Origin of the sequence: Streptomyces sp. NPDC059567 (assembly GCF_042735655.1) — a bacterium.
Taxonomy (GTDB): domain Bacteria; phylum Actinomycetota; class Actinomycetes; order Streptomycetales; family Streptomycetaceae; genus Streptomyces.
Map to the genome: position 1 here is coordinate 110,540 of NZ_JBHWBS010000007.1, position 8,147 is coordinate 118,686.

At 71.1% G+C, this 8,147-nt stretch carries 4 protein-coding genes and 1 pseudogene; 3 read left to right on the plus strand and 2 right to left on the minus strand.

Annotated elements, in window-relative coordinates; all coding sequences use genetic code 11:
- Positions 1 to 78: 78 nt before the first annotated feature.
- Positions 79 to 1,818 (minus strand): glycoside hydrolase family 6 protein, encoded by a 1,740-nt coding sequence (locus ACFVZW_RS06125; protein WP_384517388.1) that lies wholly within the window; start codon positions 1,816 to 1,818, stop codon positions 79 to 81.
- Positions 1,819 to 1,833: 15 nt separating this feature from the next.
- Positions 1,834 to 3,339 (minus strand): cellulase family glycosylhydrolase, encoded by a 1,506-nt coding sequence (locus ACFVZW_RS06130; protein WP_384517391.1) that lies wholly within the window; start codon positions 3,337 to 3,339, stop codon positions 1,834 to 1,836.
- 261 nt (positions 3,340 to 3,600) lie between these two features.
- On the opposite strand from ACFVZW_RS06130, the gene ACFVZW_RS06135 reads away from it, so the two are divergent.
- The 3 genes and pseudogenes from ACFVZW_RS06135 to ACFVZW_RS06145 form a co-directional block, all read left to right on the plus strand.
- A complete protein-coding gene (locus tag ACFVZW_RS06135; protein WP_384517394.1) occupies positions 3,601 to 6,516 on the plus strand; it encodes a glycoside hydrolase family 48 protein in 2,916 nt (971 codons plus the stop codon).
- Between the two features lie 170 nt (positions 6,517 to 6,686).
- A complete protein-coding gene (locus tag ACFVZW_RS06140) occupies positions 6,687 to 7,751 on the plus strand; it encodes a LacI family DNA-binding transcriptional regulator (protein WP_384517398.1) in 1,065 nt (354 codons plus the stop codon).
- Positions 7,732 to 8,024, plus strand: a pseudogene (locus ACFVZW_RS06145) (sigma factor); the annotation flags it as partial. The gene ACFVZW_RS06140 and the pseudogene ACFVZW_RS06145, both read left to right, overlap by 20 nt.
- Positions 8,025 to 8,147 lie beyond the last annotated feature (123 nt).

An 8,147-nucleotide genomic window follows, 5' to 3' on the forward strand; every position in this document is an offset into this window, starting at 1 on the left:
GCGCGCTGGCCGCGCGCGGGGCGCGCGGGCGGGGGGGGGGGGGCCCCGCGCCCGCCGCCCCCCCCCCCCCCCGCCCCGTCACAGCGCCGGGTAGGCGTTCTTCATCAGTTCCTGGAACTGGGCCGAGAACCACTGCCCGGAGAGCGGAGCGTCCCCCAGCGCCCCCGACATACTGTTGCCGTTACGGGCGTTGCCCGTGTACGTCGGGTCGCACATCCGGTCGAAGCCCTTGCCCTCGTTGTTCGGGATCTCCTTGCTGGCACCGTCCGACTCGCCCGGCGGCTTCATCCACACGTACGCGTCGATGCCCGCGGCCGGCGCGGCCTGCGGCCGTTCGCCGAGCCCCGCACCCGACTGGTTGCACCAGTTGCCGAGGTGGATGCGCCGGTCGTAGCGGCCGCCGTTGACATAGGTGTCGACGCTGGTCGTCGCGCCCGCGGCGGTGGGCCGGGCGGTTCCGCCCCAGCCGTTGCGGGAGGTGTCGATCAACATGCCGAGCTTCGAGTCGAAGCCGAGCGAGACCAGCTTGTCGCGCATCGCCTGGGCGTACGACAGCTCGTCGACGTAGCGGTTCCAGTCCACCCACTTCGACTGGCGCACGGACACGCCGTTCACACTGTCGTCGATCGTGAAGTGGTTCTCCTTCAGCGCGCTGTAGTTGGCCGTGTTGACGATGAAGCCGTGGACGTTCGCGAGGGTCGATCCCTCGGCCTGGGCGGCCGTCCTGAAGAGTTCGGCGGACGCGCCGAAGTTGTCGTCCCAACCGAGCCAGCCGTGGTGGCCCGCGTCCACGTAGTTGTAGACGTTGCCGATCGCACCCAGCTTGTTCAGGGCGTAGCCGACGCCCTTGATGTAGTTGCCGTTGCTCTTCATCACATCGCAGTTCGCGGTCGCCGTCGGGCGCCCGGACACGTTGGTGACGAGGTTGGGCAGCGAGTCGATCTCGACGGTCGTGACGATCCGCAGGGCCGCGTACCTCGGGTCGGCGAGGATCGCGGAGATCGGGTCGATGTACTCGGTCTTGTACCGGTCGATCTCCGTCGGGCCCAGCTCGCCGTTGGACGCGAGCGCGGCACAGTCCCGGCCCGGCAGGTTGTAGATGACGAGCTGGACGACGAGCTCTCCACTGCCCTTCTGGACCAGGGCCTCGTCGAGGTGGTCGCGCAGACCCATGCCGCCGTTCACACCGGCGATGGCGGCCGTGCGGTCCAGCCAGACGCCGGTGGGCTGGTTCGAGATCCTGGTCCCACCGGGCTCGGCCGCGGCCTTCGCCGACCACTCGGGGTTCACGTACACCCGGGCACCGACGTACGGGTTGTCGGCCTTGGTGCCCGCCGGCGGCGGGGTGGTGGGTGGCGTCGTCGGGGGAGTGGTGGGCGGGGTCGTCGGCGGCTGGGTGGCGCCGTTGCAGACGACCCCGTTGAGCGTGAAGGTGGCGGGGACGGCGTTGGTGCCCGTGTGGGACCCGTTGAAGCCGAAGGAGGTCGAACCCCCCGTCGCCAGGCTGCCGTTGTACGACACGTTCCTGGCGGTCACGGCGGCGCCGGACTGGGTGATCGTGGCGTTCCAGCCCTGGGTGACCTGCTGGCCGTTCGCGTAGGACCACTCCAGGGTCCAGGAGCTCAGCGGGTCACCGGTGTTGGTGACGGTGACGTTGGCCCCGAAGCCGGTGTTCCACTGGTTGGTGACCTGGTAGTCGACCGTGCAGCCGGCCGCGGCTGCTCCGGCGGTGCTGGTCATGACGGTGGCGGTGGCGCCGGTCGCCGTGATCAGGCCGATGGCCGCCAGGAGGGCGGTGCGGCTCGTTGTGCGGCTCATTTCGTGGTGTGCCTTTCAGTTCAGGGCGCGCAGATGGTCGCGCAGCCCGATGCCGAATGCGGTGGGTGTGCCGTCGTACGAGGTGATGAGGGCCGGCCCGGAGGCGCAGCTCCAGGTGTTCCAGGTCCAGCCGAGGTACGAGAGCCCGCGGTCGTCGAACCACCTCATGACGCGGTCGATGAAGCCGTGACCACAGGTGTTCTCGCCGATCTCGCCCGCGACGAGGGGTACCTGCGCGGCGACCGGAGCGAGGGTGCTGTCCCAGCACGTCTCGTCGGAGCAGGTGTTGAAGTTGTAGACGTGCCAGGCGGCGGCCAGATTGCCCGCCGGGTCGGTGGGGCGGTGCGAGAGCCACTGGCTCAGATCGTTGGAGTACGCGATGCCGGGGACGAGCACGAGGTTGCGGGCGCCCGTGGCCCGGACCGCGTCCAGCAGGTCCTGCATTCCGGCCACTTCGTAGCCGATGCCCGGGCAGGTGCCGCCGTCGCGCCAGCACGTCCACGCCTGCGCGGTGGTGGACGTCGCCCGGTCCGGATACGGCTCGTTGAACAGGTCGAAGACGACCCGGCGGTCGTTCTTGAAGGTGTCGGCGACCGAGGTCCAGAAGGCCGGTGTGTACTGGGCGTCGGGCATCGGCTTCTGGCAGGAGGCGTGGACGTCGGAGCAGCCCGCCGAGTTGCCGGTGTACTGCCCGTAGGTCCAGTGCAGTTCGACGATGGGGGTCATGCCGTGGGCGAGGACGCGCTCGACGAGTCCCTTCACGGCGTCGGCGTAGTTCGCGCCCCGGTACTCGGGCTTGATGTTGTCCAGGCCCAGCCAGCACTCCTCGTTGAGCGGGATGCGTACGGTGTTGGCCTTCCAGTCCGCGATGGCGCGGACGGACGCGTCGTCGACCGGGCCGTCGAAGATGCCGTGGCCCTGGACGCACATGAACTCGGCCCCCGAGCGGTTGACTCCGAGCAGACGACGGGTCGCGCCGTTCTGGTCGGTGAGCCGGGTGCCGGCGACGCTCAGTTCGGGCGCGCCGGAGACGGGGTCGGGCGGGTCGGTCGGATCGGTGGGGGTCGGCGTGGGAGTCGTCGGCGTCGGGTCCGGTCCCGGATCGACGTTACAGACGGTCCCGTTGAGCGTGAAGGACGTGGGCGCGGTGTTGGCGCCCGACCAGGAGGCGATGAACCCGGCCGTGACGCTCACGCCCGTACCGAGGGAGCCGTTCCAGCTCTCGTTGACGGCCGTGGCCGTCGCGCCGGACTGGGACCACTTGCCGCCCCAGCCCTGACTGATCCTCTGATCGGCCGGGAAGTCGAAGCCGAGGCTCCAACTGCTGAGCGCCGCACTGTTGTTGGTGACGGTCACGGACCCCTGGAACCCGCCGGCCCACTCGCCGACGACCCGGTAGTCCACCGTGCAGGGAGGCGCGGCCGCTGCTCCTGAGGCCGTACCGACCACGGCGAGAGCGGTGCCGGCCATGGTCAACGCCGCTCCGGTGAGCAGCGCGGACAAGCGTGGGGGATGTCGCATGAGCGACTCCTTGCAGCGAGGGCGCATCGCTGGACGACGCGCCGACTGACGGAATCGCTCCCACTGGTGGGGCCAGACCGTAGCGTCAACTGACGCCAAGGAAAAGAGGAGTTGACGAACTTCTCGGTCGAATGTCTTCGACTCTTCACGCGCCTTGACGCCCTTGTGTCCCAACTGCACAGTGGGAGCGCTCCCACTGGTTCAGAGCTTGTTCCTCACCCGCAAGCCCCACCTCCCCGAGCCGCGAGGAGAACCGCCCCCATGCCACCACCACGACGACGACCACCGAGAACGCGCAGGCTGCTGACCGCGCTGGCCGCGGCGTTGTCCCTCCCGCTGGGTCCGACCGCCGTCGGCACCACCACCGCCCACGCGGCGGCGGTGCAGTGCAGCGTCGACTACAAGACCAACGACTGGGGTTCGGGCTTCACGGCCGAGCTCACCCTCACCAACCGCGCCACCACCCCGCTCGACGGCTGGACGCTGACCTACGCCTACGGCGGCGACCAGAAGCTCTCCAACGGCTGGAGCGGCACCTGGTCCCAGTCCGGGAAGAACGTGACGGTCACCCACGCCGACTGGAACAGGACGATCGCGGCGGGAGCGGCCGTCACGACCGGCGCCCAGTTCACGTACAGCGGCACCAACGCCGCTCCGACCGCCTTCGCCGTCAACGGCACCCCCTGCACCGGCGCCCACCAGCCGCCGGTCGCCGTGCTCACCAGCCCCGCCCCCGGGGCGGTCTTCACCGCGGGCGACCCGGTGCCGCTGGCCGCCACCGCGGCCGCCGCGGACGGCGCGACCGTGGACAAGGTGGAGTTCTACAGCGACACCACACTTCTCGGCACGGACACCACGGCCCCCTTCACCCTCGGCGTCACCGGCCTCGCGGCCGGCCCCCACTCGCTCTACGCCAAGGCGCACGACAGCCTCGGCGCCTCCGCCGAGTCGGCCCCGGTCGGGATCACCGTCGCCGCCGGACCCGCACTCGTCGCCACCCCCGCCCAGTTCGGCGTACGCCAAGGGGCCACCGGCAGCTACGACCTGAAGCTCTCCACCCAGCCGGCCGCCGACGTCACGGTGACCGTCGCCCGCACCTCGGGCAACACCAACCTCACCGCCACCCCCGGCAGCCTCACCTTCACCCCGGCGAACTGGAACACCGCCCAGAAGGTGACCGTCGCCGCCGCGGCCACCGGCACCGGCTCGGCCGTCTTCACCGCGACCGCCCCCGGCCACACCAAGGCCGAGGTCACCGTCGCCCAGCTGGCCGCCGACTCCACCTACGACGCCCGTTTCCTCGACCTCCACGGGAAGATCACCAACCCGGCCAACGGCTACTTCTCGCCCGAGGGCGTCCCGTACCACTCCGTCGAGACCCTGATCGTCGAGGCCCCCGACCACGGGCACGAGACGACCTCGGAGGCGTACAGCTATCTGATCTGGCTCCAGGCGATGTACGGGAAGATCACCGGTGACTGGACCAAGTTCAACGGCGCGTGGGACACCATGGAGGAGTTCATGATCCCCACCCGTGCCGACCAGCCGACGACCGGCACCTACAACGCGTCCAAGCCCGCCACCTACGCACCCGAGCACGACCTGCCGTCCCAGTACCCGGCCCGGCTCGACTCCGGGGTCACCGTCGGCCCCGACCCGATCGCCGGAGAGCTGAAGACCGCGTACGGCACCGACGACATCTACGGGATGCACTGGCTCCAGGACGTCGACAACGTCTACGGCTACGGCAACGAGCCCGGGAAGTGCTCCGCCGGACCGACGGCGACAGGACCCTCGTACATCAACACCTTCCAGCGCGGCCCCCAGGAGTCCGTCTGGGAGACCGTCCCCCACCCCACCTGCGACACCTTCACCTACGGCGGCAGGAACGGCTACCTCGACCTCTTCACCGGGGACGCCTCCTACGCCAAGCAGTGGAAGTTCACCAACGCCCCCGACGCCGACGCCCGCGCCGTCCAGGCCGCCTACTGGGCCGACGTCTGGGCCAAGGAGCAGGGCAAGGGGGCCCAGGTCACCACGACGGTCTCCAAGGCCGCCAAGATGGGCGACTACCTGCGGTACGCGATGTTCGACAAGTACTTCAAGAAGTCCGGGAACTGCGTCGGACCGACCGCCTGCCCCGCCGGCACCGGCAAGGACAGCGCCCACTACCTGATGTCCTGGTACTACGCCTGGGGCGGCGCCACCGACACCTCGGCCGGCTGGTCCTGGCGGATCGGCTCCAGCCACGCCCACGGCGGCTACCAGAACCCGCTCGCCGCCTACGCGCTCAGCGAGTACGCCCCGCTGAAGCCCAAGTCGGCGACCGGCGCGGCGGACTGGGCGACCAGCCTCGACCGGCAGCTGGAGTTCTACCGCTGGCTCCAGTCCGACGAGGGCGCCATCGCCGGCGGCGCGACCAACAGCTGGCAGGGCCGCTACGCCCAGCCCCCGGCCGGGACCCCGACCTTCCACGGCCTCTTCTACGACGAGAAGCCCGTCTATCACGACCCGGCGTCCAACCAGTGGTTCGGCTTCCAGGCGTGGTCCATGGAGCGGGTCGCCGAGTACTACCGGCAGACCGGTGACGCGGCCGCCGAGACCGTGCTCGACAAGTGGGTCGGCTGGGCGCTGTCGAAGACCACGATCAACCCCGACGGCACCTACCGCATCCCCTCCACCCTCCAGTGGTCCGGAGCCCCCGACACCTGGAACGCCGCGAACCCCGGCGCCAACGCCGGACTCCATGTCACCGTCACCGACTACACCGACGACGTCGGCGTGGCCGCCGCCTACGCCAAGTCCCTCACCTACTACGCGGCCAAGTCCGGGCACGCCGAGGCCAAGCGGGTCGCCAAGGCCCTCCTCGACGGCATGTGGACCCACCACCAGGACCCGCTCGGCATCGCCGTCCCGGAGACCCGCGCCGACTACAACCGGTTCGACGACCCGGTGTACGTACCGAGCGGCTGGAGCGGCACCATGCCGAACGGCGACACCGTGAACTCCTCGTCCACCTTCGCCTCGCTCCGCACCTTCTACCAGGACGACCCCGCCTGGCCGAAGATCGAGGCCTACCTCGCGGGCGGCGCCGCGCCCGTCTTCACGTACCACCGGTTCTGGGCCCAGGCGGACATCGCCCTGGCCATGGGCTCGTACGCCGGACTGCTCGCATAGCAGCGCCCCGCAGACGAGCGGTCGCGTACGAATCGGCCGGGCAGGCCCCTGTGTTCAGGGTCTGCCCGGCACCGCTCTTCGTCGTGAGCACGGCAACCGATAGGGTCGGGTCCGCAGCGCGTCGAAGCGCTTGCCCGAACAGAGTCGTGGAGAACGGGGCGGAGACCAGCATGGTGACCCTCGCCGATGTCGCGCGCCACGCCGGAGTCTCGGCCAGCACCGTCAGCTACGTGCTGAGCGGAAAGCGGTCGATCTCCACCGCGACCCGCGAGCGCATCCGACGCAGCATCGAGGAGCTCGGCTATCGCCCGCACGCGGGCGCCCGCGCACTCGCCAGCAGCCGCACGAACATCCTCGCGCTGATGATGCCCATCCGCACCGACATGCACGTGCCCGTGCTCATGGAGATCGCGATGGCCGTCACCACGACGGCCCGTGCCCACGGCTACGACGTCCTGCTCCTCACCGGCGAGGAGGGCCCGGAGGCGCTCCACCGCGTCGAGGGCAGCGCACTGGCCGACGCGATGATCGTGATGGACGTCGAACTCGAGGACCCGCGCCTGCCCCATCTGAAGGCGGCCGAGCGCCCCGCGGTCCTCATCGGCCTGCCCGCCGACACCACCGGACTCAGCTGCGTCGACCTGGACTTCGGGGCCGCCGGCGCCCAGTGCGTGGACCATCTCGCCGACCTCGGCCACCGGCAGATCGCGGTCCTCGGCGAGCCGCCGGCCGTGTACGCCCGCGGCACGGGTTTCGCCGAACGCACCCTGGTGGGACTGCGCGGCGCGGCGGCCGAGCGGTCCGTCGGCCTGCTCCACCGGCCCTGCGACGGCACCTACGCCGCGGTCGCCGCGACCGTCACCCGGATCTTCGAGGAACGCCCCCACACCACCGCACTCGTCGTCCAGAACGAGGCCGCCGTCGAGCCGCTGCTCGCGCTGCTGCGTCAGCAGGGGCGCGCGGTGCCCGAGGACGTCTCGGTGGTCGCGGTCTGCGCCGGCCAGGTGGCGGCCGAGGCGTCCGTGCCGCTCACCTCCGTCGGCGTGCCCGCCCAGGAGATGGGGCGGCTCGCCGTCGAAAGGCTCTTCGCCCACCTGGACGAGCAGGAGCCCGTCGGCACCGTCCTGATCGCACCCGAACTGGAGGCACGCGGCAGCACGGGACCGGCCCCCGCGGGTGAACCGGAGCGCGCCGACGGCGGGGAGAGAGGCCGGCGTGGCCACAGCCGTCGATGAGGACGCGACGGAGTTCCGTGCGTTCTTCGAGCGCCACTACGCCGAACTCGCCCGCCTCGCCCACCTGTTGACCGGGGAGGTCGACGCGGCCGATGATCTCGCGGCGGACGCGATGGTCGCCCTCTGGCACCGCTGGGACCGGGTGCGCGGCGCCGACCATCCCGTCGCGTACGCCCGTGGAGTCGTCGCCCACCTCGTCCGCAGCCGCATCCGCAGCGCGGTCCGTGAGCGGCGCCGCGTCGCGCTGTTCTGGGACCGGCGCTCCGAACGCGGGGGCCCCCCCCCCCGGGCCGCGGGGGGGGGGGGGCCGGCCCCGCCATCCGCGCCGCCCCGGCCCCCCCCCCCCGGGGGGGGGGCGCCCCCGGTCGATGCACTCTGCGGTCGGGGGCCCCGCCC